This is a genomic window from Rhizobium sp. AN68 (genome assembly GCF_030758035.1).
GTDB lineage: Bacteria > Pseudomonadota > Alphaproteobacteria > Rhizobiales > Rhizobiaceae > Agrobacterium > Agrobacterium tumefaciens.
The window spans coordinates 2,495,254-2,520,397 of sequence record NZ_JARWMI010000003.1; the positions used below are offsets into that span (position 1 = coordinate 2,495,254).

General features: G+C 58.4%; 19 protein-coding genes and 1 pseudogene. 10 read left to right on the forward strand and 10 right to left on the reverse strand.

What is annotated here, in order from left to right; translation table 11 throughout:
• Positions 1-93 precede the first annotated feature (93 nt).
• The 4 genes from RBH71_RS25170 to RBH71_RS25185 are packed head-to-tail and all read left to right on the forward strand — an operon-like array spanning position 94 to position 3,991.
• Complete coding sequence (locus tag RBH71_RS25170) at positions 94-849, forward strand: GntR family transcriptional regulator (protein ID WP_003516768.1); 756 nt, start codon at positions 94-96, stop codon at positions 847-849.
• A gap of 26 nt (positions 850-875) precedes the next feature.
• The gene (locus RBH71_RS25175; protein ID WP_003516766.1) at positions 876-1,898 is read left to right on the forward strand and encodes an SIS domain-containing protein; all 1,023 of its coding nucleotides are present in this window, start codon (positions 876-878) and stop codon (positions 1,896-1,898) included.
• Positions 1,895-3,061 (forward strand): N-acetylglucosamine-6-phosphate deacetylase, encoded by a 1,167-nt coding sequence (gene nagA / locus RBH71_RS25180; RefSeq protein WP_323687544.1) that lies wholly within the window; start codon positions 1,895-1,897, stop codon positions 3,059-3,061. The genes RBH71_RS25175 and nagA overlap by 4 nt, the downstream gene beginning before the upstream one ends.
• Before the next feature lie 3 nt (positions 3,062-3,064).
• Positions 3,065-3,991 (forward strand): ROK family protein, encoded by a 927-nt coding sequence (locus RBH71_RS25185; protein ID WP_003516762.1) that lies wholly within the window; start codon positions 3,065-3,067, stop codon positions 3,989-3,991.
• A gap of 6 nt (positions 3,992-3,997) precedes the next feature.
• On the opposite strand, the gene RBH71_RS25190 is transcribed toward RBH71_RS25185, so the two are convergent.
• Both RBH71_RS25190 and RBH71_RS25195 read right to left on the reverse strand, forming a co-directional pair.
• Positions 3,998-5,254 (reverse strand): FAD-dependent oxidoreductase, encoded by a 1,257-nt coding sequence (locus RBH71_RS25190; protein ID WP_003516760.1) that lies wholly within the window; start codon positions 5,252-5,254, stop codon positions 3,998-4,000.
• 27 nt (positions 5,255-5,281) lie between these two features.
• On the reverse strand, positions 5,282-5,983 hold the full coding sequence (locus RBH71_RS25195) for a phosphatase PAP2 family protein (protein WP_003516758.1): 702 nt from the start codon (positions 5,981-5,983) through the stop codon (positions 5,282-5,284).
• Positions 5,984-6,146: 163 nt separating this feature from the next.
• Here RBH71_RS25195 and dxr point away from each other — a divergent pair, with 163 nt between their 5' ends.
• Positions 6,147-7,340, forward strand: coding sequence for a 1-deoxy-D-xylulose-5-phosphate reductoisomerase (dxr, locus tag RBH71_RS25200; protein ID WP_003516757.1), 1,194 nt, complete (start codon positions 6,147-6,149; stop codon positions 7,338-7,340).
• Positions 7,341-7,375: 35 nt separating this feature from the next.
• Here the strand turns inward: dxr and hemA are convergent, their stop codons facing one another.
• Complete coding sequence (gene hemA / locus RBH71_RS25205; RefSeq protein ID WP_003516756.1) at positions 7,376-8,593, reverse strand: 5-aminolevulinate synthase; 1,218 nt, start codon at positions 8,591-8,593, stop codon at positions 7,376-7,378.
• A 371-nt stretch (positions 8,594-8,964) separates the two neighbouring features.
• Between hemA and RBH71_RS25210 the strand changes: the two genes are divergently transcribed.
• The 5 genes from RBH71_RS25210 to RBH71_RS25230 all read left to right on the forward strand — a co-directional run bounded on the left by RBH71_RS25210 (position 8,965) and on the right by RBH71_RS25230 (position 18,312).
• Positions 8,965-9,216, forward strand: coding sequence for a YMGG-like glycine zipper-containing protein (locus RBH71_RS25210; protein ID WP_003492347.1), 252 nt, complete (start codon positions 8,965-8,967; stop codon positions 9,214-9,216).
• A gap of 175 nt (positions 9,217-9,391) precedes the next feature.
• Positions 9,392-11,317: an autotransporter assembly complex protein TamA gene (locus RBH71_RS25215; protein ID WP_003516755.1), complete on the forward strand. Its 1,926-nt coding sequence runs from the start codon at positions 9,392-9,394 to the stop codon at positions 11,315-11,317.
• 45 nt (positions 11,318-11,362) lie between these two features.
• Positions 11,363-15,523 carry a translocation/assembly module TamB domain-containing protein gene (locus RBH71_RS25220; RefSeq protein ID WP_003516754.1) on the forward strand — a complete coding sequence of 1,387 codons (4,161 nt, stop codon included), beginning with the start codon at positions 11,363-11,365 and terminating at the stop codon, positions 15,521-15,523.
• A gap of 167 nt (positions 15,524-15,690) precedes the next feature.
• The gene (locus tag RBH71_RS25225; protein WP_003504949.1) at positions 15,691-16,167 is read left to right on the forward strand and encodes a chemotaxis protein CheW; all 477 of its coding nucleotides are present in this window, start codon (positions 15,691-15,693) and stop codon (positions 16,165-16,167) included.
• A gap of 372 nt (positions 16,168-16,539) precedes the next feature.
• Positions 16,540-18,312 carry a PAS domain-containing methyl-accepting chemotaxis protein gene (locus tag RBH71_RS25230; RefSeq protein WP_035252390.1) on the forward strand — a complete coding sequence of 591 codons (1,773 nt, stop codon included), beginning with the start codon at positions 16,540-16,542 and terminating at the stop codon, positions 18,310-18,312.
• Positions 18,313-18,355: 43 nt separating this feature from the next.
• On the opposite strand, the gene fdhD is transcribed toward RBH71_RS25230, so the two are convergent.
• The 7 genes and pseudogenes from fdhD to RBH71_RS25265 all read right to left on the reverse strand — a co-directional run bounded on the left by fdhD (position 18,356) and on the right by RBH71_RS25265 (position 25,116).
• Positions 18,356-19,171 (reverse strand): formate dehydrogenase accessory sulfurtransferase FdhD, encoded by an 816-nt coding sequence (fdhD, locus tag RBH71_RS25235; protein ID WP_003516752.1) that lies wholly within the window; start codon positions 19,169-19,171, stop codon positions 18,356-18,358.
• 275 nt (positions 19,172-19,446) lie between these two features.
• The gene (locus RBH71_RS25240) at positions 19,447-19,857 is read right to left on the reverse strand and encodes a F0F1 ATP synthase subunit epsilon (protein WP_003516751.1); all 411 of its coding nucleotides are present in this window, start codon (positions 19,855-19,857) and stop codon (positions 19,447-19,449) included.
• Positions 19,858-19,984: 127 nt separating this feature from the next.
• Complete coding sequence (gene atpD, locus RBH71_RS25245) at positions 19,985-21,439, reverse strand: F0F1 ATP synthase subunit beta (RefSeq protein ID WP_003516750.1); 1,455 nt, start codon at positions 21,437-21,439, stop codon at positions 19,985-19,987.
• Between the two features lie 23 nt (positions 21,440-21,462).
• Positions 21,463-22,341, reverse strand: a complete 879-nt coding sequence (locus RBH71_RS25250; RefSeq protein WP_003516748.1) for a F0F1 ATP synthase subunit gamma — start codon at positions 22,339-22,341, stop codon at positions 21,463-21,465.
• Positions 22,342-22,371: 30 nt separating this feature from the next.
• Positions 22,372-23,902, reverse strand: a pseudogene (gene atpA, locus RBH71_RS25255) (F0F1 ATP synthase subunit alpha).
• Positions 23,902-24,468: a F0F1 ATP synthase subunit delta gene (locus RBH71_RS25260; protein WP_173739219.1), complete on the reverse strand. Its 567-nt coding sequence runs from the start codon at positions 24,466-24,468 to the stop codon at positions 23,902-23,904. The pseudogene atpA and the gene RBH71_RS25260 overlap by 1 nt, the downstream one beginning before the upstream one ends.
• 261 nt (positions 24,469-24,729) lie before the next feature.
• Entirely contained in the window at positions 24,730-25,116 is a 387-nt protein-coding gene (locus RBH71_RS25265; RefSeq protein ID WP_003516743.1) for a phage infection protein, read from the reverse strand.
• Positions 25,117-25,144 lie beyond the last annotated feature (28 nt).

Consider the following 25,144-nt stretch of genomic DNA (forward strand, 5'->3'; position numbering starts at 1 on the left):
ACAAATCCACTAATGGTTCTATTTTGGTATTGCCGATTGTGACGCATATGGTATAGCCGGAATTCGCCACATCGATTGTGACAGAGGTTATGGATGAACGGGGCAGCGCTTAATCTGGACGACCTGCAATCGGGAGGCGGCGGCCCGCTTTACCTGAAACTGCGTCAGACGATTGAAGACGCCATCAATGGCGGCCGCCTCAAACATGGCGATGCCCTGCCGCCAGAGCGCGACATTGCCGAAAGCGCCTGCGTCAGCCGCGTCACGGTGCGCAAGGCTGTGGACGATCTCGTTCGCGACGGACTTCTCGTGCGCAGGCATGGGTCGGGCACCTTTGTCGTCAAACCCATCACCCGTATGCAGCAGCCGTTGACCAAGCTTACCTCGTTTACAGAGGATATGCGCCGCCGGGGAATGGTGGCGAGCACGCGCTGGCTTGAAAGAGGCCTGTTTTACCCGACCGGTGACGAGATGATGGCTCTCGGCCTTTCCCAATCCGCCATGGTTGCCCGGTTGACGCGACTGCGCCTTGCCAACGACCAGCCGATCGCGCTCGAAGTCACGAGCCTGCCGGGCGATATTCTGCCGGACCCACAGCTGGTGGAAAACTCGCTTTATCAGGAGCTTGCGAAAAGCGATATTCGCCCCGTCCGCGCCATCCAGCGCATCTCCGCGCGCAACCTTACGGATGAGGAAACGATGCTGCTTGGAGTTCCCCCCGGGTCTGCTGCACTTTCCGTCCAGCGCATGGCCTATCTCGAAAGCGGCCGCCTCATGGAAATATCGCGCGCCCTTTATCGCAGCGACGCCTACGACCTCGTCGCCGAACTGACGATGACCTCCGACTGAAACACATCGACCAAGGACAGAAAACGATGACAACCCTGATGCGCCAGGAAATCAACGAGATTCCCGATGCCGTCGCCCGTCTGCTGGACAATACCAGTGCCGACTTCCGGCAGGCCGGAGACAAGCTGAAAGCCCGTGACCCGGCCGTTATCGTCACCATTGCCCGCGGATCGTCCGATCACGCCGCGCATTTCCTGAAATACGCGATCGAGTTACAGACGGGGCTTCCAGTCGCCTCGCTCGGCCCTTCGCTCGCCTCGATCTACCAGACGAAACTGCGGCTGGAACGGGCGGCAGCCTTCGCCGTATCGCAATCGGGCAAAAGCCCTGACATCGTCGCGTTGGCGGAAAGTGCCCGCAAGGGCGGAGCGCTTACCTTCTCCCTCGTGAACACCCTGCCCTCCCCCCTTGGAGACGCAGCCAATCACGCCATCGACATCCAGGCGGGACCGGAAAAGGCAGTTGCCGCAACCAAGTCTTTCGTCAACTCCATTGTCGCCGGTCTGGCCATACTTGCCGAATGGACGGAAGACAGCCTGCTCGCGAAGGCCGTCAGCACCCTGCCGCAGAATTTCGCCAAGGCGATCGCGCTTGACTGGAGCCATATTGGCGAGGCTGTAAAGGGTGAGGATTCACTTTATATGCTGGGCCGCGGCCCCGCCCTTGCGATTGCCGCGGAAGCCGCGCTGAAATGCAAGGAAACCTGCGAGCTGCACGCGGAAGCCTATTCGTCGGCAGAAGTCATGCACGGCCCGGTTTCGCTGGTCGCACCGAAATTTCCGGTAATCGCCTTTGCCGCGCGCGACCGCGCCGAGACCTCCGTTACGGATATTGCCGCAAGCCTTGCCCACAAAGGCGCCAATGTTTTCGTCACATCCGCCAAGGGTAGCCCGGCCAAGCCCTTGCCCTTCGTGGAAACCAACCATCCCCTGACCGATGCATTGCTGCTTATCGCACCGTTTTACGGCTTCATCGAGCAATTGTCGCGCGCAAGAGGCTTCAACCCGGATGCTCCAGTGGCATTGAAAAAGGTGACTGAAACCCAATGAGCGGCATAAAGGCATTTGTCGGCGCCCGCATTTTCGATGGCGCCGAATGGCATGATGACAAGGTGCTCCTGATCCGCGAAGGGCGCGTTGCCGCTGTCCTGGACAGCGTGCCTGCCGACGCCGAAGTGATCGATACAGATGGACTATTGATCGCGCCGGGCTTCATCGACCTTCAGGTCAATGGCGGTGGCGGCGTCATGTTCAACAACCAGCCGGATGTGGCTGGCATTGCCCGCATCTGCTCCGCCCACGCCCAGTTCGGCACGACGGCTTTGATGGTGACGCTCATCACCGACCGGTCGGACGTGACTTTCAGGGCGGCGCAGGCGGGGATTGCCGCGGGCAAGGAGCATGTGGCCGGTTTCCTCGGCCTGCATTTCGAGGGGCCGCATCTTTCCGTCGCGCGCAAGGGCACGCATGATCCGGCGTTGATCCGCAAGATGGAGACAGACGACCTCGCGGTCCTGACCGGCTGCAGGGCGGAACTCCCCTTCGTGCTGACAACCATTGCCCCGGAAAATGTTACTGTCGAGCAGGTTGCAGCACTCAGCGACGCCGGCATCGTCGTCAGCCTCGGCCATACCGACACCGGTCTCGATGTTGCGACGGCCTATGCTGATGCAGGCGCTTCCATGGTGACGCATCTCTTCAATGCCATGAGCCCGCTTGGCCACCGCGAGCCGGGGCTGGTCGGGGCCGCACTTTCGAACGGCAAGTTGCATTGCGGGCTTATAGCCGACGGATTCCATGTCGATCCGGCCGCAATCGGCATTGCGCTGCGCGCCAAGAATGGCCCGGCCCGCATCTTCCTTGTCACCGACGCCATGTCCACCATCGGCACGGATGATGACGGTTTCGAACTGAACGGCCGGCGCGTCTATCGCAACGGTGGACGGCTAACATTGGCCGACGGCACGCTGGCGGGAGCGGATATAGACATACTCTCCTGCATCCGCTTCATGCGTGAGAAGATGGAAATGCCGCTGGAAGAAGCTTTGCGAATGGCATCCGCCTATCCCGCGCAGGCAATCGGCGCCTCCGGCAAGGGAAAACTCCTGGCCGGTTTCGATGCTGATTTCGTGATGCTGACACCAGACCTCCAGATGCATTCAACATGGATTGGCGGAGAAAAAATCTACGATGCCACACGTTCCGGAGTCTGAACCATGATCGTTTGTTTCGATATCGGCGGAACGACCATCAAGGGCGCGATTGCCAATGCCCCGGACGATATTCGCCCCGTACCGCGTATACCAACGCCCAAAACCAGCTTTGAAGACTTCGCTGCCGGCTTGAAATCCGTCATCGACAACAGCGGCGGCACACCCGACTGCGTATCACTGTCGATCGCGGGCGTCATCGATCTTGATACGGGAAAGGCGACAGTCGCCAATATTCCCAGCATTCACCGCAGAACGTTAAAAGACGATCTGGAAAAAGCCCTGAACCTTCCTGTTATCGTTTCGAACGATGCGGATTGTTTCGTGATCGCCGAATCGGAAATCGGCTCCGGACAAGGACATCGCGTCGTCTTCGGCGTTATCCTTGGAACAGGTGTCGGCGGCGGGCTGGTGATTGACGGCAAGCTCATCAACAGCGACGGCGGCTTCGCTGGCGAGTGGGGACATGGGCCAGTGGCCGCGACATTGGCCGGCAATCCACCGGTATCGCTGCCGCGATTCGAATGCGGTTGCGGCCTTACCGGCTGTGTCGACGCGATCGGCAGCGCGCGCGGCATGGAAAAGCTGCATCTGCATCTTCACGGGAAGGATATGACCAGTGAGGATATTATTGCCGCCTGGCAGGCAGGCGATGCGCAAGCCGCAAGAACCATCGATGTACTCATTGATATTCTCGCCTCACCGCTGGCGATGGTGATCAATGTCACCGGCGCAACCATCGTGCCCGTCGGCGGCGGGCTTTCGAATTCAAGGGAACTCGTGACAGCTCTGGACGAAGCCGTCAGAGGCCGCATTCTCAGGCGCTTCGACAGGCCGCTCGTCGTGCCTGCCATTTGCCGGATCGAGCCGGGGCTCATCGGTTCCGCCGTTATCGGGCTGAAATATGCGAAGGAAATCGTGAATGCGGTTTAAGCCGTGTCACACCGTCTCGATCTTTTCCCGACGAAAGCCCAACCCCACCAACCTGCCGGTCAGATGGGCAAAAAGTGGAAACCGCATGATCGCCCGCACGATGGCGGGTGGGCCTTTCGGCTTTTCCGCCGTTTCCGCCTGCTCTTTCTTGCGACCGACACGCATCATCCGCTGCAAGAATTGCGTGGCCTTGGTTGGAAAGGATCGCCGTCTCTCTATGGCAGCGAGGTCATCATCGGCAATGGTCCGGCCGGATGTGAATACCGGCACCAGAACATTGGCCGCAGCAACCGCATCCTGAATGGCAAGATTGATGCCGACACCGCCGACGGGCGACATGGCATGGGCCGCATCGCCGATGCAGATCAGGCCGGGCTTCCACCAGCGCTTCAACCGATCGATACGGACGGTGAGCAGATGCACGTCATCCCAGCTCGTAATTTCGTCGAGCCTCTCGCGCGGGAAAGGGCAGATTTCCGCAACCCGGTTCCTGAAGGCTTCAAGTCCCTCAATCTTCATGTCAGCGAAAAAGCCCTTGCGCACCACGTACCCGCATTGCCAGTAGTCACCGCGGTTGATCATCACGAAACCCTGCCGCGAACCCGCATGGCCCATGGTGTCGGCCGGATCACCCGGCTGTCTCGAAAGGCGCATCCAAAGCACCTCGGTCGGGATGCCGAAGCGCTGTACTTCAAGCCCCGCCGCCTCGCGGACGATGGAGTTGCGGCCATCCGCGCCCACCACCAGATCAGCGGCGATCTCGATTGCGCCTTCCGGCGTATTGACCATGAGGCCACCAACACGCCCGTCGCGCTCGATCAGGCCGGTTACCGGCGCATTCATCAGCAGCCGAAAATTCTCATATTGCCCGGCCTTGCCGACGATAAAATTGAGAAAATCCCATTGCGGCATGAAGGCAATGAAACGATGATGGACCGGCAGCCGCGAAAAATCCGCGATCGTGATACGCTCGCCGCCGATGACTGCGTTCAGCCGTGGCGCACGCGTATGCGGGAGGCTCAGGAACTCCTCGGCGAAACCCAACTGCTCCATCAGTTCAAGCGTGGAGGGGTGAATGGTGTCGCCGCGAAAATCGCGCAGAAAATCTCCATGTTTCTCGACAACCGTTACGTCTATACCGCTGCGGGCAAGCAAAAGGCCGAGCATCAGGCCGGCCGGCCCGCCACCGGCCACGACAACGGACGTGCGGATGTGCTGAACGGCCCTGCCGTCACTCTCCGGCACGACTTTCGCTTCTTCCATCACCGCCCCCCTATCCGTTAAACGTCTCTATCGTGCATCCGCCGGCGGCAGGTTTGCATTTTTCGGCTGTGGCCAACCATGTGCATCGAAACGGAAAAGCATTTCGGACCGGGCAAAGATAAAGGCGAAGGCCATGGCCGTCCACATGCCAAGCAACAGCCCGGCGGCCACATCGCTTGGATAATGCGCGCCGACGATGACGCGTGAAACACCAATGACAAGCGCAAGCAGCAGGAACGCCCAGCGGAAGCGCGGCATCAGCATGGCGAAAACACCGAAAAACGCTCCGGCAGCCGTCGAATGGCCTGACGGGAAGCTCTCATAAAGATTGTCACCGGTAAAAGGCGTGAGGCTATAGGCACCCAGTTCCAGAAAAAGCTCCGGCCGCGCCCGCCCGATCAGGAATTTCAGCGTGTGGACCAATATGCTCGCCGTTCCGATCGTCAGGAAGAAGTAAGCGAGAAGCCGCCATGCCGTTCTCAGCCGCCCGGCGTAGGTCCGCGCCTGCAGGACCCGCGCGCCGACATAGGCGAGGATGGCAAGAGCGCCGGTGGAATAAAGCATCCAGCTGAACGTACCGAAATCGGTAATGGAGCGATTGAAGGAAACTATCCTTCCCGGCAGGGCTTGAGCATGTTCCGAAAGGCGTGGGTCGAAAGGAATAAAGACCAGAACCAGCACAAGGCTTGCCGCAAAAATCCAACCGCTGGAAACCAGAAAACGTCGCATCAATATTCTCTCATCGTTTTTCTTGCATATGGCTTTGCCATCCGCAAAAACAATAGCCCGGCTGTGTCCTTGTTATGACCGGTTTTCACGAGTAGAGGCTAGTGCATGTCGCCAGAAACTATGCATCGGTTTCGGGCAACCGGAAACGACCGACGGACGGAAGATGACAGATACCAGTGAAATGCCACGCAGGCTGACGATATTGGGTTCGACGGGTTCGATCGGTACGAACACACTGGATGTCGTCCGTCAGCTGGGTGGTCGCAGACAATTCGAGGTTTTGGCGCTCACCGGCGCCGGAAACATCGATCTTCTGGCGCAACAGGCGCGTGAATTCGGCGCGCAGCTTGCGGTAACCGCCGAGGATGGCAAATACGAAGCGCTGAAAGCGGCCCTTGCCGGCACCGGCATTGAAGTTGCGGCGGGCAAATCCGGCCTCGAAGAAGCGGCCTCGATGGAGGCCGGCTGGGTAATGGCAGCTATTGCCGGAACACCTGGTCTTGCCCCGACATTGACAGCCGCACGGCGCGGCGCAGACATAGCGCTTGCCAACAAGGAATGCCTCGTTTCCGCAGGCGATGTTTTCCTGCGCACGGTCAAACAGGGCGGCGGCAGGTTGATCCCGGTCGATAGCGAACATAGCGCGATCTTCCAGTGCCTGACGGGCGATCACAAACAGGCCGTGGAGCGCATCGTACTCACCGCATCCGGCGGACCCTTTCGCACCTGGTCGCGTGAGCAGATGGCCAATGTCACGGCAGATATCGCCCGTGCCCATCCCAACTGGTCTATGGGGTTGAAGGTATCGATCGGCAGCGCCTCCATGTTCAATAAGGGCCTGGAAATGATCGAGGCGAAATATCTCTTCGATCTCAGGCCCGAGCAGGTCGAAGTGATCGTCCATCCGCAGTCGATCATACATTCGATGGTGGGTTACACGGATGGCTCCTATATCGCCCAGCTCGGCTCGCCCGATATGCGCACCGCCATCTCTTATGCCCTCACCTACCCTGAGCGCGGCAATCTCAATGTCGAGCGCCTTGATTTTGCCAAGCTGGCGCGGCTCGATTTCGAAGCGCCTGATGAAACCCGGTTTCCAGCACTCCGATTGGCGCGCACGGCGCTGGAGCGCGGAGGCTTGCAGGGCGCGGCCCTGAATGCCGCCGAAGAAACCGCCTTTCACGCCTTCGTCGAAGGCGGCATCGGTTTTCTCGATATGGCCGAAATCGTCGAAACGGTCATGGACCGCATGCATGACGGCCGATCAGCCAACAGCATCGAAGACGTATTTTCGGCGGACGGGGAAGCCCGCACCCACGCGCGGGAACTGATCGCCAGCAAAGAAAAGGCCGCGTAAACGCGGCCAGATTTTCTCTTGTTTGAACTGCGGCCTTAAGCCACCGCCCGCGCCAGCGCACAATGTGACCAGAGCTGGTGCAACGCGCCGACCAACTGTTCGATGTCGGCATCGGTGTGCAGCGGTGTCGGCGTGATGCGCAGACGCTCGGTCTTGCGCGGCACGGTCGGATAGTTGATCGGCTGCACATAGACGCCGTGATTGTCGAGCAGGATATCCGAAATCCATTTGCACTTGGCGGCATCGCCCACCATGACCGGTACGATATGGCTGGGATTGTCCATATGCGGAATGCCGCGTGCATCCAGAAGCCCCCGCAGCTTGCGCACCCGGTCCTGATGGCGGGCGCGCTCAAAGGGGCTTGCCTTCAGATGCTGGATCGAGGCGATTGCGCCGGCAGCGAGCGACGGCGGCAGGGCCGTCGTGAAGATGAAACCGGAGGCAAAAGAACGGATAAAATCACAGACCGCCGTGGACCCGGCAATATAACCGCCCATCACGCCGAAAGCCTTGCCGAGCGTTCCTTCGATGATCGTCAGGCGATCCATCAGGCCTTCGCGCTCGGCAATGCCGCCGCCGCGCGGTCCGTACATGCCAACGGCATGGACTTCGTCGAGATAGGTCATGGCGCCATAACGATCGGCAAGATCGCAGATTTCCTTGATCGGGGCGATATCGCCATCCATCGAATAGACGGATTCAAAGGCGATGAGCTTCGGCGCGCTTGGATCGGCTGCCTTGAGCTTCGCCTCGAGATCTTCGAGATCATTATGTTTCCAGATCACCCGCTCGCAACGGCCGTAACGGATGCCTTCGATCATCGAGGCATGGTTGAGCGCATCGGAGAAAATGATGAGGCCCGGAATTTTCTGGCCAAGTGTGCCGAGTGTCGCCCAGTTGGAAACGTAACCCGACGTGAAGATCAGCGCCGATTCCTTGCCGTGCAGATCGGCAAGTTCCTGTTCCAGCAGGACGTGATGATGGTTGGTCCCAGAAATGTTCCGGGTGCCTCCCGCACCCGCGCCACAGTGATCGATGGCGGCTTTCATGGCTTCGATGACTTTGGGGTTCTGGCCCATGCCCAGATAATCGTTGGAACACCAGACGGTTACGTCCTTGCGCTCGCCATTGGCGTTGTACCGTGTCGCGCGGGGAAAATTGCCCTGCTGGCGTTCGATATCCGCAAAAACGCGATAGCGTCCCTCAGAATGCAGGCTCTGCAGTTCCGTCGTAAAAAATGCCTCGAAGTCCATGCCATGCTCCAGAATTGACCAGATCGTTTTCTGCCTCGACACCGGGACCGTCAACCCTTGCGAGCTGCTTTAACCACGTCTGCGTCAATTCGCCGTTGTTTTGAACCATTCCAATAAACCGTTTATAGACGCCGATGAAAAGTACAAAATTGATTCACATCAAAAAACCCGGAAATTTGGAACCTTTTTCAAACGGCGCCGTTGTTTGGGACGCAATCGATTTACGCGCGGAAGAACGCCTGAAAGAGGAGGCTTCCCTAAACGGTATCGAATTGTTAGTTATCTGTGGCGGTCGGAGGTAGCAGTCGCCGCAGATAAATATGGGACGCCTACCGAGCCGAAGAGCTCATTGTAACGTTGGAGAGAGTTTCATGAAAAAGGCAATCATATTTGCGCTGGTCGGCCTGTCGCTTGCAAGCTGCACGCAGACTGAAAAGGGTGCTTCGATCGGTGCCGTTTCCGGTGCGGTCCTGGGCGGCGCTATCACGGGCAACGTTCGTGGCGCGGCAGTGGGCGCGGCGATCGGTGGCGTTGGCGGCGCGTTGATCGGCAATGCATCCGAACCGGGCTATTGCTATTATCGCGACCAGTACGGTCAGCGTTACACGGCGCGTTGCCGTTAATAGTTGCACGAGATACCGTTGCACAGAAGCCCCGGTCATCCGGGGCTTTTTGCGTTAAGGCGGGCAAAACACAGTCCGAAGGGTCCTCAACGCCGTTTATTTATGATTAAACTGCACTGTTAACGGACAGGAAACGGGTCAGAGCCATAATAAATGCTCAACCATAAAGCAGCTTATGCGAAGAACACGGACTAACCCGAAGACAGGTATTGCGTATCGGAAAGCTGGCACCGCTCTTGCGGTTGCCGTTACGTTCGCCCTGTACCCGGCGTTTACTCGCGATGCCTTTGCTTTCAAGCTGTTCGGCGTGCGTCTCTGGGGTTCGGAAGAACCGGAGATCGAAGTTATAAATCCGGTCAAATATGCCGTGACGCTGAATGCTGCCGATGCAGACAAATCTCTCAAAGGCAGCCTGGAAAACAGCTCGCTTCTTCTGGCCGACAAGGACAAACCGGCCTCCGGCGATCTCGGCCTTCTGATCAAGGCACGTGATGACAGGGACAGGCTGATCGCAGCGCTTTACGAAAACGCCCGATATGGCGGCATCGTCAAGGTCACGGTCGCCGGCAAGGATGTGGACGATCTGCCACCCAATCCGGTCTTCGATCACTCCGCTCCGGTGCCTGTGATCATAACCGTCACCCCCGGCCCTGTCTTCACGCTCGGCAATATCAGGCTCGAGGGCGATGTGACGGGCCGCAACCTTGAAGAATACGGTCTCGTCACCGGCGGCGATGCCGGATCTCTGGCAATCATCCGCGCTGGCAACAAGCTGATCGACGATCTGAAAGCCGAAGGCCGCCCGCTTGCGAAGCTGACGAAACGCGAGGCCGTTGCAAACCACGCGACGAACACGGTCGATATTACCATGGCTGCCGAAGGTGGCCCTGTGGCACCCCTCGGCGCGGTCACCGTCACCGGCGAAAAAACCGTCGACGGCGACTTCATCCGCCGTTATTCGCGCCTCAATGGCGGCGAACCCTACTCGCCGGAAAAACTGCGCAAGGCCGCAGATCGGCTACGCCAGCTCGGGGTCTTTTCCAGCCTGACAATCAAGGAAGCAGGAACGCTGTCACGCGATGGCTCCATTCCGCTCACCATCGAGGTGTCAGAGGGCAAGCACCGTTATTTCGGCGTCGGCGCACAATATTCCACCACGGAAGGCATTGGCCTCCAGGGGTATTGGGGCCACAGGAACCTGTTCGGGCAGGCGGAATCGCTGCGGATCGAGGGTTCGGTTTCACGCATCGCCGAAGCATCGAGCGTCGAAGGCATGGACTATTCGGCGGGCATCACCTTCACAAAGCCCGGAATGTTCAACCCGCGCACCACATTCAAGACCAGCCTGATCGCCAAGACCGAACATCCCGATACCTATGAGGCCAAGACCATAACGGGAGCCGCCGGTTTCAGTTATGAGCTGAACGACACCGATACCGCAGCCGCCGGTCTCGAGGTGCAGTGGGCAGATACCGAAGACGCATTCGGCAAGAACAAATATCTGACCACCTCCATACCGCTGGAATTCGTTCGCGATACGCGCGACGACAAGCTCAACCCCACTGAAGGCTTTCGTGCATCGGTGGCCGCCAAGCCCAGCTACGAAGCGCTGAACGGCACTTTCTTTTCCTCCTTTGAAGGCTCTATTTCGGGTTATAAGGGACTCGGCGCCGAAGATCGCTTGATCATGGCCGGAAAGCTTTCCGGCGGCGTGCTCGTCGGCGGCAGCAATCTGCAGGACATACCGACCACAAGGCGCTTTTATGCCGGCGGCGGCGGATCCGTCCGCGGCTATAGCTACCAGGAAATATCGCCCTATAATGCAGCCGGTGATGCAACTGGCGGCCGCTCTTACGTGGTTGGCTCCATCGAAGCCCGTATCAAGGTCACCGATACGATCGGAATCGTGCCCTTTATCGATGCGGGTGTGGTATCCGACAGCGTGACCCCTGATTTCTCCGATATCCGGGCTGGCGCCGGTATTGGTTTGCGTTACGCAACGCCCTTTGGGCCTTTGCGTCTTGATGTCGCCATGCCGCTTGAAAAATATGATGGTGGCAACAATTTCGGCATTTATGCTGGCATCGGCCAGTCTTTTTAAACGCCGCCATCGAACACCCTAGCAACAGAGTGTAGATTACGCTTGATGACAACGTTGATTCGATTGCTGAAATGGCTGGGCTACGCTGCTCTTTGCGGCGTGGTGCTGGTGTTGCTTGCGGTTCTGTTCGTCGGTCTTACCCCGATGGGTGCAAGAATTGCCGCAAAGCAGATTTCATCGCTCGTTTCCACGCCCGACCAGACAATCGAAATCTCTCCACCCAGCGGTCTTTTGACCGGTCGCCTGCGGCTCGACAATGTCACCCTTTCGGATCGGCAGGGACCTTACGCCCGCGTGAACCAGATCGCCGTTGACTGGTCGCCGCTCTCGCTTCTTGCCGGAACCTTCCACGCCGACCGGGTGTCGGCCGGATCGATTGATGTCGATCGCAAACCGCTTCCCGCTGAGCAAACATCGACCAAAAGCTCCGGCAGTTCGTCCCTGCCGATTGAAATCGGCATCGACAGTTTCAATTTCCCCGATATTAGCCTCGGACAATCTCTTCTTGGCCGCGACTTCGAGCTGACCGCCGAGGGCAATCTCAAGGCCGCGCAGGACGATATCAGGCTATCGCTCACCGCCCACCGGCAGAGCACGCCGGAAGCTGCCATCAATGCGGACATCGCGTTTCTGCCGAATGAAAATGTCTTGAAGTTGAAAGCGGAAATGAAGGAGCCCGAGGGCGGGCTTCTGGCCACGCTGCTCTCGCTTCCGGGCACACCCGCCGTGGCGATCGATGTGAACGGTGAAGGTCCGCTTTCTGACTGGACCGGCACTCTGCGCGGCAACGTCGCCGGCAACCCCGTGCTCAACGTCACCGGCCACCATCTACTTGGAGAAGACGGCACGCGGCGTATCGAGGTCGCAGGCGGCGGCCAGCCCGATCTGCTTCTGCCCCCCGCTTTCCGACAGCTTTTTGCCGGCGAGACGAAACTTGATGCAAACGCCACGCTCTCACCACAGGGCCGCATCGAAATCGGCAGCAGCACGCTGGAAACCGGCACATTGCTGCTGACGGCCTCGGGCACCGTGGATCCGAACGGCCAGAACGATCTTAGTGCCAACCTCATCGGCACCGCCGGGCCAGTGGATTTCCGCTGGCCGCTGAACAATGGCGAGATCCAGGCCCTCGTCAATGGCATTGATCTTTCCCTGAAAGGCAACGCTGATGCCGCTCATCTCAACACCACGGCATCGTTGCGCAGCCTTTCCCTCCCACAGGGTAGGCTTGATGATGTCAAGCTGACGGCCAGGAGCGGCAATCTCAACATTGCCGATCGCAGCGGCACCATCGACACCATTCTCTCCGTGGCGCAATCGTCCTTCGTCAGCCCGGATATCGATCGGCTGGTGCGTGCGCCGGTCACCATCAAGGCGCCGGTCAGCCTCACCTCGTCGACCATCGGCTTTGACGGCGCGACGCTGGAGAGCGCCAGTGTCGGCGGAACGCTGAACGGCAGTTTCGACCTCGCCAACAATCGCCTGACATCCAGCGTGCAGCTCTTCGCGTTGCCCGCCACCCTGCCGCCAGCGCTGGCGGAAAAATTCGATACCACCATAGCTTTGCAGGGCGATATCGACCTGATCATTGGCGGGCGCACAAGCGTTCAGAACCTCGTGGTCAAATCCGGAACAATTGAAGCGACAGGTGATGTCAGTCTCGAAGACGACGTGTTGAGCGCCAATCTGACGGGCAAGTTTCCCGCTCTCGAAAAACTGACGCCACAGGCAAAGGGCGTTGCCGATTTTGCAATTGAAGCCAGCGGCGCGCTTGCCGCGCCCGACTTCAATGTCACCTTAAGCTCCGAAAGTGCCACTCTTGCCGGACGGAAGCTTGAAGCCCTGAAGGTCAATGCCGCAGGCAAGGCCGATCCGGCCGCACCGCAGGCAAAACTGACCGCCAGCGGCAGCCTCGACCGGCAGAAGATCGACGCCAACGCCAATGTGGTGCAGACAGAAAACGGCACGGCAATACCCGAGCTTCATGTGGCAGTGGGTCGCAACATCTTGAACGGCAAGCTGCAATTTTCGCAACAATTCCTGCCATCTGGCAATCTGTCGTTCAATTTCCCGGACTTGGCCCTGCTGGCGGCACTTGCCGCGCAACAGGCAGATGGCGATATTGCCGGCGACATCGTACTCAGTAACGATAACGGCCGGATTGCCGCGACGATAAAGGCGAATGGCGGCAGTATCCGCCAGGGCACAACGGTTATTTCGAAGCTCGCTGCCGATATCTCCATTGACGACCTTCAGGCGCTCGCCATCAACGGCAAGGTCAGCGCCGACAGCGTCAATGCTGGCACCGCGGCGATTTCGGCGCTGAATGCAACCATTGGCCATTCCGGCACGACCACCAACTTCGATGTCTACGGACGCTACGACAATGCGCCGCTCGTGGTAAAGGGCAGTGCCAATACCGCAGGATCGCCGATGACCGTGCGGCTCGATGCCTTCTCGGCCGCCCCCAAGGGCATTGCCGTACGGCTTGAAAAGCCGAGTACAATTGCGATCGAGAACGGCACGGCCCGCATCTCCGGTCTGACTATCATCACCGGCGACGGGCGCGTCGAGGTAAACGGCACGGCAGGTTCGACACTCGACATCACCGCCAATATCCGCTCGCTTCCCGCGAACCTCGCAAATGCCTTCGCCACCGGGCTGGATGCGGCGGGGAGTATATCCGGGACGGTCAGCGCCAAGGGCACGGCTTCAGACCCGGCGGTCGATTATAATCTGAACTGGACGAATGCCGAGGTTGCCCAGACGCGTGCGGCAGGGCTTGCAGCGCTCGGCATCAAGGCAAACGGCCGTTTCGCCGGCGGCACCCTGCAGATCGATACGAATGTAACCGGTCAGGGCGGCATGTCGCTTTCGGGCGGCGGCTCCCTCGGCATTGCCGGTAACCGTCCGCTTTCCATGGCCTTTTCCGGGAGGTTGCCCTTCTCCGCCGTTGCCGCACAAACCGCAGCACAGGGCCTCGATGTGGACGGCACCGCCGCCATCGATGTGAAGATTTCCGGCAGCGCTTCCGCGCCTGTCGTTACCGGCAGCATCACAACCGATGGTACGCGCCTGACCGATGTGCGCCGTAACCTCACGGTCAACGGGCTGGCAGCAACGGTCACCTTCGATCGTGATCGCGCCGTCATCTCCCGGCTGACGGGAAAGCTTGCCGGCGGTGGAACGATCTCGGGAACGGGTAGCGTCGGTATAACGGGCGGCTCGGGCTTTCCAGCCGACATCACGATCACGTTGGACCGCGCCGGTTACAATGATGGCACGCTGGTGACGACCATCGTGAGCGGCACGCTGACGCTGAAGGGTCCGCTTCTGAATTCGCCCGTGCTTGGCGGCAAGCTGACGCTGGACAGAAGCGCCATCACCATCCCGGAGAAACTTCCAGCCTCGCTGACGGAAATCGACGTCAAGCACAAGAACGCCCCGCCGCAGGTGCGGGCGCAGGTAAAGGCACTCGGCAACGATCAGGGCGGCAGTGGTAGTTCATCGACCATCAATCTCGATCTTCAGATAAACGCACCGAGCGGCATCTTCGTGCGCGGACGCGGCATCGACGCAGAACTGACCGGCAATCTGACCATTCGCGGTACGGCGGCTGTTCCCGTCATCTCCGGCGGTTTTGAAATGCGCCGTGGACGGCTCGAAATTCTCACCCGCCGTCTCGATTTCAATACGGGCAAGATAACCTTCGGCGGCGGCCTCGTGCCGGTTCTGGATATGGAGGCGCAGTCCACCGCTGGTTCCGCCACCATCACCGTTGCGGTTTCCGGCAATGCCAACGACCCGACATTCGCCTTCTCCTCAACCCCGGCTTTGCCGCAGGATGAGGTTATGGCACAGCTGATCTTCGGCCAATCCATGTCCAAGCTCTCGGCCTTGCAGATCGCGCGGCTGGCGGATGCGGCAGCCCAGCTTGCCGGTGGGCGCTCCACCTCGTTGTTCGACAAGCTCCGAAGCAATCTCGGTGTCGACGATCTCGACATCTCGACGGATTCGGAAGGCCAGGCCCGCGTTTCCGCCGGCAAATATCTCAACGAGCGAACCTATCTCGAACTGCAGCAAAGCGGCGATTCCGGCGCAAAGGCCATCATCAACCTCGATGTCGGGCGCGGCGTGAAGCTGCGCGGTGAAGCGGGCGGTAATGGCGAAGGTGCAGCCGGTATATTTTACGAGAAAGAATATTGAAGTCTTCGCATTTAGGTTTGCGAAACCATCTCATGCTACGAATCTTCCATTGAAGGCGGAAAATATTGTTTCCGGCTGTTCAGGCACCAGGCAGAACGCCAAATTCGCATATGCAAGTGTCGGTGCACTTGCGCTGGCCTCCACAGCGAGCATTGGGAAGAATTCTGATGGCAATGATAAACTCTACCAACTTTGGCGGCGAGACGCTCGAAATCATCGCATTCCGCCTGCATGATCAGGAATTCTGCGTGAAGACGACGACTATCCGCGAAATTCGCGGCTGGGCGCCTTCAACGCCCATTCCCCACGCGCCGAAAGACGTCATCGGCGTCATGAACCTGCGCGGTTCGGTTATTCCGATCATCGATCTCGCACACAAACTCGGAATGAAAAGCACCGTCGCAAATGAAAGAAGCGCCATCGTGGTGGCCGAAGTGCACAACATGGTCATCGGCATGCTCGTCGATCGCGTTTCGGACATTCTGACGATCCCGGCAAATCAGGTCCAGCCGGTTCCGGAAATCTCGGCCTCTTTCGACAAGTCCTACTCCGAAGGCATCATTGCCAACGAACATGGCATGATCTGCTTCCTGAACCTTGCAAAGATGTTCAAGGGAACCGAAGCGGAAGATCTCGCCGCCTGATCGTTGCAATTCCTTTGCATGACGGCCGGTTCGCGTTCTTAGGCAACCTAAGAACAAAGGCTCAAATACGAGACTATTGACCATTGAACCAAACCGCCGGAGCACCTGCCCGGCGGTTTTTGTTTTCATGACCGTCTCTTTTATTAAATAAGAACATTTTAATATTATAGATATCTAATATTAAAAGCCGACGAACAGTATCGCGCCTACATCACATCACGCGGGTTCCGATACCTGACCGAGGCTGACAAGTCGCAAGTGCCTGCATTGCTGCCTTTGGCGGCAGAACCTGTTCGTTGTTCAACATGATACGGCGCCGACCACACCTCCTGTGCGGCAGCGCGCGCCGAGGCCGCTATTTGGGGGACGTTAATGCTGGGGTTAGGGAAAAGCGCAGACAATCGAAATATGCTCGATGCGATATCCAGATCGCAGGCAGTCATAGAATTCGATCTTAAAGGCAATATTCTTACGGCAAACAGCAATTTCTGTGTGACGCTGGGCTATGATCTCGCAGAGATCGTCGGCAAGCATCATCGTATCTTCTGCGACCGGGAATTTGTCGCATCGCACGCATACCAGGAATTCTGGGAATCTCTTGCGCGCGGCGAATTTCAGGGCAAGGAATATCGCCGCATACGCAAGGATGGATCGACCATATGGATCGAGGCCTCCTACAACCCCGTCTTCAGGTCAGGCAAACCCTATAAGGTTGTCAAGATAGCGACCGACATCACAGCCAAGAAGATCAAGGCTGTAGAAGATGCTGGCAAACTCGAAGCGCTTTCACGCTCCCAGGCCACCATCGAATTTTTGCCGGATGGTACGATCATTACCGCCAATCCGAATTTCTGCGCCACTGTCAACTACGACCTCAAGGAAATCGAAGGCCGGCACCACCGTATGTTCTGCGATCCGGCCTATGCAGCATCGCCAGCCTATGCCAATTTCTGGCCGCGGCTGGCATCCGGAGAATTCATCTCAGACGAATTTGTTCGTTATGGAAAGAACGGCAAGGAGATATGGATCCAGGCCGCTTACAACCCGGTATTGGATGAGACAGGCAAGGTGGTGAAGGTTGTGAAATTCGCAACCGACGTGACGCCGCGTATGAGCGCCATCACCCTTCTCGCCGATGCCTTGCAGGCACTGGCCGAGGGTGACCTGGTGCAGCGCCTCGATAGCAGCTTCGTGCCCAGCATGGAGAAATTGCGCCAGGACTTCAACGGCGTGGTCGGCAAACTTCAGTCCACCATGCAGACGATCGCTCACAATGCCTCGACAATCGCATCCGGCTCGGGTGAAATCCGCATAGCCGCCGATCAGCTCTCGCAGCGAACCGAACAGCAGGCGGCCTCGCTGGAAGAAACAGCAGCGGCGCTGGAGCAAATCACCACCACCGTGACCGATGCGAGCCAGCGCGCCGGCGAGGCCGGGAAACTGGTGTTGCGCACGAGAGAACATGCCGAACATTCCGGTGAAGTCGTTCAGCAGGCAATTTCCGCTATGGACGCGATTTCGCGCTCCTCCGGTGAAATCACCAACATCATCGGCGTCATTGACGACATCGCATTCCAGACCAATCTTCTGGCGCTGAATGCCGGCGTGGAAGCTGCCCGTGCCGGTGAAGCGGGCAAGGGTTTCGCTGTGGTCGCCCAAGAGGTGCGGGAACTCGCGCAACGATCCGCCGTTGCTGCCAAGGAAATCAAGTCCCTCATCAACACCTCCCGCGAACAGGTCGCCAATGGCGTCGATCTGGTTGGCAGAACCGGCGGTGCGCTGCGGGATATTCAATCGCAAATGGGCGAAATCGATGCCAACGTCTCGGCCATCGTCGAGGCCTCGCGCGAACAGGCCAACGGTCTGAGAGAAATCAACCAAGCCGTCAACGTTATGGATCAGGCGACTCAGAAGAACGCCGCCATGGTGGAAGAAACCACTGCCGCCAGCCACGGCCTCGCCAATGAAGCGGACAACCTGCACGAATTGTTGCGGCAGTTTAGAATATCGCGCGAAGGACAGATATCATCCGCCCAGCAGATCAATAAAAGACCCGCTGCAATAACGAGGCTGACAGCACCACAGCCGCGATACGCAACGGCAAGGTCTCACGGAAATGCTGCGCCCGAATGGGCGGAGTTTTAGTATGCTTCGAACCCCGGATGCCAATGCCGACCGGCAACTGGCATTATAAAATAACACGGTCCGCACGGGTGAAGATTTCGAAGTCTTCACCCCGCACCAGCGCAACAAGCGTGATGCCCGCACTCTCGGCAGTTTCGATGGCAAGCGCGGTAGGAGCCGAAATTGCTGCCATAACCGGACTACCAAGGATCGCTGTCTTCTGAACCATCTCCACCGACAGGCGACTGGTGACGGCAACAATGCCTGTCTTGGCGGAAATACCGGCATTCACGACAGCACCGGCCAACTTGTCGAGCGCATTGTGGCGACCGACATCTTCGCGCACCGCAAGCAAACCATCTTGAGGACTATAAAAACCCGCACCGTGAACGGCTCTCGTTTCGCGGTTGAGGCTTTGTGCGTCGCTCAGTGCTTTCACCGCAGCAACGATGTCATCACCGTGGATCGACATTCTCACGCCGCTGAGATCGGGGACCACGCGAACCGCCTGTTCTATGGATTCGATCCCGCACAGACCGCAACCAACCGGACCTGCCATATGCCGCCGTCTCGCCCGCAGGGCATCGGCCTCGGCGTCCATCAGATCCACCTGGACATCATAGCCCTGCCCGGCTTCAATGACCTCTATCGCCCGGATTTCGGTGCGTGCCGAAATGATGCCCTCTGTCAGGCTGAAGCCGACGGCGAAATCGACAAGATCAGCGGGACTAGCCATCATCACGGCATGGGTGCTGCCGCCGTAAGAAAAGGCAACCGGCACCTCCTCCGGCACGGCGCGCTCACCCGTGCTAAGGACGCCCTGTCGCAGCGCGGATCTTGCGACCCTTCGATAACTGGCTTCTATCGACACGGCGATCATCCCTCCATGACAAGAAACATGACTTCTCGTCTGCTCTCGATCGACAACAGCGATGTTACTTTTCACCCTCATGTCTAGCCTATCGCCCTGAAAATCGGAATCGATTTCCGCAAACGTAATGAGCGGACCGAGGCGCTTCTACTGGAACGACAACTCAGATTTTCTGCCTGCTTAAGAAAACAGGCAGTGGCCGAGAACAAAAAAGCGACCGAAACGGCCGCTTTCTGTTTTGGGTATTGTGTGGACAGTCATTCTTTCGAACCCGCCCGGTGCTTTCAAGCGGCGACGAGAACCTCATGCAGGTTCGTCAGTTCGTAGAGATGCTTTTCAAGCTTGGTCAGATGTTCGTGGTGATGATTGCCTTCCTGGATTTCGGCCTTGGCCAAATCGATGCGCTTCTGCAGCGTGTCAGGGGACATATCGTCAGCCGAAACAGCGGATTCGGCGAGAAGCGTGCAACCTGTCGGAAGAATATCGGCAAAACCACCGAAAACGACGTATTTATGGGTTTCGCCAGAGGCGAATTTCACCGTCACCAAGCCCGGCTTGATCGTCGTCATGGTGGGCGCGTGATTGGCCAGAACCGTCATCTCACCCAGCGTAGCCGGAATGACGACTTCCGTAACCGTTTCGGAAACGAGCAGACGTTCCGGGGAAACGAGATCGAATTTGAAACTGTCAGCCATGGCTATTCACTTCTTTTCAATTACGCGGGCGTCACGGACTTTTATTAAAACGCCGGCAAAGCCGTTCCGGTTTCACCGTCATCGTCGGCAAGGCGCGTGGTCGAACCGCGCGCCCGCCAATTCATAATCAGGCAGCTTCAGCAGTCAGCTTCTTTGCCTTTTCGATGGCTTCTTCCATCGAACCGACCATGTAGAAAGCTGCTTCCGGCAGGCTGTCGTATTCGCCGTTGACCAGGCCCTTGAAGCCCTTGATCGTGTCTTCGAGTGCGACGAGCTTGCCCGGAGAACCGGTGAAGACTTCGGCAACGAAGAACGGCTGCGACAGGAAGCGCTCGATCTTACGGGCGCGGGCAACCGTCAGCTTGTCTTCTTCCGACAGTTCGTCCATGCCGAGGATGGCGATGATGTCCTGAAGGGACTTGTAGCGCTGCAGGGTCGACTGAACCTTACGGGCAACCTCGTAGTGTTCTTCACCGACGATCATCGGGTCGAGCATGCGCGAGGTGGAGTCGAGCGGGTCAACAGCCGGGTAAATACCCTTTTCTGCGATCGAACGCGACAGAACCGTCGTTGCGTCAAGGTGCGCGAACGAAGTGGCCGGCGCAGGGTCGGTCAAGTCGTCGGCGGGAACGTAAATCGCCTGAACAGAGGTGATCGAACCCTTGTTCGTGGTGGTGATGCGTTCCTGCATCTGGCCCATGTCGGTTGCGAGCGTTGGCTGATAGCCCACAGCCGAAGGAATACGGCCGAGAAGAGCCGAAACTTCCGAACCAGCCTGCGTGAAGCGGAAGATGTTGTCCACGAAGAACAGAACGTCCTGGCCTTCGTCGCGGAAGTTTTCAGCGATCGTCAGACCGGTCAGAGCGACGCGAGCGCGGGCGCCCGGCGGTTCGTTCATCTGGCCGTAAACGAGAGCTGCCTTGGAACCTTCGCCGCCGCCAAGCTTGTTGACGTTCGACTCGATCATTTCGTGATAGAGGTCGTTACCTTCGCGGGTACGCTCACCCACGCCGGCGAATACCGAGTAACCACCGTGCGCCTTGGCGACGTTGTTGATCAGTTCCATGATGAGAACCGTCTTGCCAACGCCAGCGCCGCCGAACAGGCCGATCTTGCCGCCCTTGGCGTAAGGAGCCAGAAGGTCAACGACCTTGATGCCGGTAACAAGGATCTGGCCTTCAGTCGACTGCTCGACGTAAGACGGTGCGTCCTGGTGGATGGCGCGCTTCTTGGCCGTTACGATCGGACCTGCTTCGTCAACCGGCTCACCGATGACGTTCATGATGCGGCCGAGCGTTTCCAGACCGACCGGAACCTCGATCGGGGCGCCCGTATCAGCGACGACCTGACCGCGGACGAGACCTTCGGTCGAGTCCATGGCGATCGTGCGTACGACGTTTTCGCCGAGATGCTGAGCGACTTCCAGAACGAGGCGGTTGCCGTTGTTATCGGTTTCGAGCGCGTTGAGGATCGGAGGCAGTTCGCCTTCGAACGCCACGTCGACAACAGCGCCGATAACCTGGGTAACCTTGCCCGCGCCGTTCACCGCTGCGGTTTTCTTGGGGGTAGCTGCCTTAGCCATTATCCTTACCCTCTTTCCTTACCTCAGAGCGCTTCCGCGCCCGAAATGATTTCAATGAGTTCCTTGGTGATCTGAGCCTGACGCTGACGGTTGTAGGAAAGCGTCAGCTTGTTGATCATATCACCGGCATTGCGCGTTGCGTTGTCCATCGCGCTCATCTTGGCGCCCATTTCACCGGCAACGTTTTCGAGCAGAGCCCGGAAAACCTGAACCGAAATGTTGCGCGGAATAAGGTCTTCCAGAATAGAAGCCGCATCAGGCTCATATTCGTAGACGGCGCTCTGCGTTGCCTCAACCTCTTCCACAACAGGGACTGCGGCAGGAATAAGCTGCAGACCGGTCGGGATCTGGCTGATGACGGACTTGAATTCCGAGTAGATCAGCGTGCAGACGTCAAATTCACCCGCATTGAACAGGGAGATCACCTTCTTGGCGATCTGGTCGGCGTTTTCGAAACCGACCTTCTTCACTTCGCGCAGTTCGATGCGCTCGATGATATTAGCTGCGAATTCGCGACGAAGGCTGTCGTAACCCTTCTTGCCGACCGTGATGATCTTGACCGTTTTGCCTTCGGAAATCAGCTTGCGGGCTTGATCGCGGGCAAAACGGGAAATCTGCGAGTTGAAACCGCCGCAAAGACCACGTTCAGCGGTGCAGACAACGAGCAGATGCACGTTGTCCTTGCCGGTGCCGGTCATCAGCGCCGGAGCGACGTCCGCCTCGACCGCCTTGGCGATGTTGGCAAGAACGGCGCCCATGCGCTGAGAATAAGGCCGGGCGGCCTCCGCAGCTTCCTGGGCGCGCCGAAGCTTCGCCGCGGCGACCATTTTCATCGCCTTGGTAATCTTCTGCGTCGCCTTTACGGAGGCAATGCGGTTTTTCAGATCCTTTAGTGAAGGCATCCGTTATCCGTCCGAGTAAAAGAGCCCTAATTACGAGAAAGACTTCGCGAAGCTATCAAGAGCGCCCTTGAGCTTGCTCTTGGTATCGTCGCTGATTGCCTTTTCCGTGCGGATGGTGTCGAGGATCGCCTTGCCTTCCGAGCGGAGGTAGGAGAGCAGACCCTGCTCGAACTTGCCGACCTGCGCGACCGGGATCTTGTCGAGATAACCGTTGACACCGGCGAAGATCACCGCGACCTGCTCTTCCGTCTTGAGCGGAGAGAACTGCGGCTGCTTCAGAAGCTCGGTCAGGCGGGCACCGCGGTTAAGCAGGCGCTGTGTGGAAGCGTCAAGGTCCGAGCCGAACTGGGCGAAGGCGGCCATTTCGCGATACTGGGCAAGTTCACCCTTGATCGAACCGGCGACCTGCTTCATCGCCTTGATCTGGGCGGCAGAGCCAACGCGCGAAACCGACAGACCGACGTTAACGGCCGGACGGATACCCTGGTAGAACAGGTCGGTTTCAAGGAAGATCTGGCCGTCGGTGATCGAGATCACGTTGGTCGGAATGAAGGCCGAAACGTCGTTGCCCTGGGTTTCGATGACAGGCAGAGCCGTCAGCGAGCCAGCACCCATTTCGTCGGAGAGCTTTGCAGCGCGCTCCAGAAGACGGGAGTGAAGGTAGAAGACGTCGCCCGGATAAGCTTCGCGGCCCGGAGGACGGCGCAGCAGAAGCGACATCTGACGGTAAGCAACGGCCTGCTTGGAAAGGTCGTCATAACCGATGAGGGCGTGCTTGCCGTTATCACGGAAGTATTCGCCCATGGCGCAACCGGCAAACGGTGCCAGATACTGCATCGGAGCCGGGTCGGAAGCCGTGGCAGCAATGATGATCGAATACTGCAGGGCGCCGCGCTCTTCCAGAACCTTTACGAAGCTGGGCAACGGTCGAACGCTTCTGGCCGATAGCAACGTAGACGCAATAAAGCTTGTCGCCTTCCGGACCATTGTCGTGAATGGCCTTCTGGTTCAGGATCGCGTCGAGAATGATCGCGGTCTTGCCGGTCTGGCGGTCGCCGATGACGAGCTCGCGCTGGCCGCGGCCAACCGGGATGAGGGCGTCGATAGCCTTGAGGCCGGTCGACATCGGCTCATGAACCGACTTACGCGGAATGATGCCGGGAGCCTTGACGTCAACGCGCGAACGCTTGGCGGCGTTGATCGGGCCTTTGCCGTCGATCGGGTTGCCAAGGGCGTCAACGACGCGGCCGAGCAACTCCGGGCCAACCGGAACGTCAACGATAGCGCCAGTCCGCTTTACGGTGTCGCCTTCCTTGATGGCACGGTCGGAACCGAAGATAACCACACCGACGTTGTCGGCTTCGAGGTTGAGCGCCATGCCGCGAACGCCGCCAGGAAACTCGACCATTTCGCCGGCCTGAACATTGTCGAGACCATAGACGCGGGCGATACCGTCACCGACGGAAAGCACCTGACCGACTTCCGAGACTTCCGCCTCGTTGCCGAAATTTTTGATTTGATCTTTCAGAATTGCGGAAATTTCCGCGGCGCGGATATCCATCAGCCAACCTCTTTCAGTGCAAGCTTAAGGGTGGAAAGTTTGGTGCGAAGAGACGTATCGATCTGGCGAGAACCAACCTTGACGATCAGGCCACCGAGGATCGAAGGATCAACGGTAACGGAAACCGTCACATCCTTGCCGGTAACGCTCTTCAGCGCCGCCTTCAGTTCAGTTTCTTGCGCTTCGTCGAGCGCATGTGCCGAGGTGACCTCGGCGGTAATTTCGCCGCGATGGGCAGCAGCAATGGAGCGATAGGCGCGGATCATGCCGGGAACGGCAAACAGACGGCGGTTATTCGCAACGACCTTGAGGAAATTGACAGCAAGACCGGCAAGACCGGCCTTCTCGCAGATTGCGGTGATTGCCTTGAACTGATCCTCGGCGGAAAACACCGGGCTCGCAACCAGACGCTTCAAATCGTCACTTCCATCGAGAAGTGCGCCGAACCTGTCCAGATCGGCTCCAACTGCCTCGACCGCACCCGCTTCCAAAGCAAGCTCGAAAAGCGACGATGCATACCTTTCGGCTACACCGGATGTTCCATGGGAGGTATCTGCCACGGGCACTTTTTCCCTGCTAATCGTCCAAGAACATCAGCGAGGGGGATCCTCCGCATCAAATTCTTGAAATCGTTTCAATTTCCCCGAAAAAGACCGGAATTCCCCCCTGCCTTTTCCCAATTTCGCGGTCCGTCTAGCATAGGACGCCGGGACTCGCAACACGCGTAATAGCGGAAAGCGCCGTTTGGGCAAGGGGGAATGCGTTTAAATTTTCCGATTCCGCCCAGGATGCGCCGCAGGTGCGGCACAAAAGCCAAAAAGCCCGTCTCAGACCAGTCCGAACACGTAGCTCAACGACAGTGCAGACAACAGAAGGTGTACAACCAGAAGTATGAAATTCCGCACTGTTGCGCCTCCATCCGAGAGAATGGAGAGAATGCCGCCGAACACGCTTAGACCGAAAGCCGCACCGAAGGCGAGATAGACCATGGGCTGCGCCAGAAGCAGGGCGGAAGCACCGAGGCCGAGATAAAAACCGGCAAGCGACGAGCGCACAAGCGCGTAACCATCCCGGCGCTCGCCGATCGCCTGCAGACCGAAGGCACGCAGAGTAGCGCCTGGTGCAAACATGAAAAAGAGGCCGATCACGACCGACACCACCGCAGCGCCGAAGGCCAGCTGCTCGCCGAATTCGGCGGGAAAATAAAACTCCATCTCGTTCCCCAAATCATTTTTGCCTGCT